Annotated in this window: 1 protein-coding gene; it reads left to right on the top strand. The window is 70.0% G+C overall.

The genetic code is table 11. From position 1 onward, the window contains the following. Positions 1–547, top strand: a 547-nt coding sequence (locus AC07UH_RS21515; protein WP_495193968.1) for an Hpt domain-containing protein, incomplete at both ends; no start/stop codon positions are given.

Genomic DNA, 547 nt, shown 5'->3' with positions numbered 1-547 from the left:
ATGATGAACCTCGACGAGATCCAGCAGATCTTCTTTCAGGAATGCGACGAAGGCCTCGCCACGATGGAGGCGAGCTTCGGCAGCGTCCGCCAGGGCGATTACGATCCCGAGACGATCAACACGATCTTCCGCGCGGTCCATTCGATCAAGGGCGGCGCCGGCGCCTTCGGTCACGAGCGGTTGCAGGCCTATGCGCACGAATATGAAACGCTGCTCGACCTGGTGCGCAACGGCACGCTGACGCTGACCTCCGACCTGCTCGGCACGATCGTCGGTGCGTTCGATATGCTGAGCGACCACGTCACCGCGGCGCGCGACGGCGGCGAACCGCCGGCCGACGGCGCGATGCTCGCGCGGCTGGTCGCCGCCGCCTCGCCGGACGCCGCGCCTGCGCCGGCCGCCGCCCCTGTGGCACCGGCTGCCGCCGAGGAGGTCGCGGACGAGATGGGCTTCGCGCCGGTGGCGTTCGCCGGCGACGATTTCGACGATCTGTTCGCGCTGTGCGAGGCGCCCGCGCCGGCCGGTGCGGCGGGCGACTGGCAGGTGA

The organism is Sphingomonas sp. GW821-FHT04B01, from assembly GCF_059420425.1.
The sequence above is the reverse complement of the archived record's forward strand: the minus strand, read 5'-3'. Positions and strand labels throughout refer to the sequence as shown.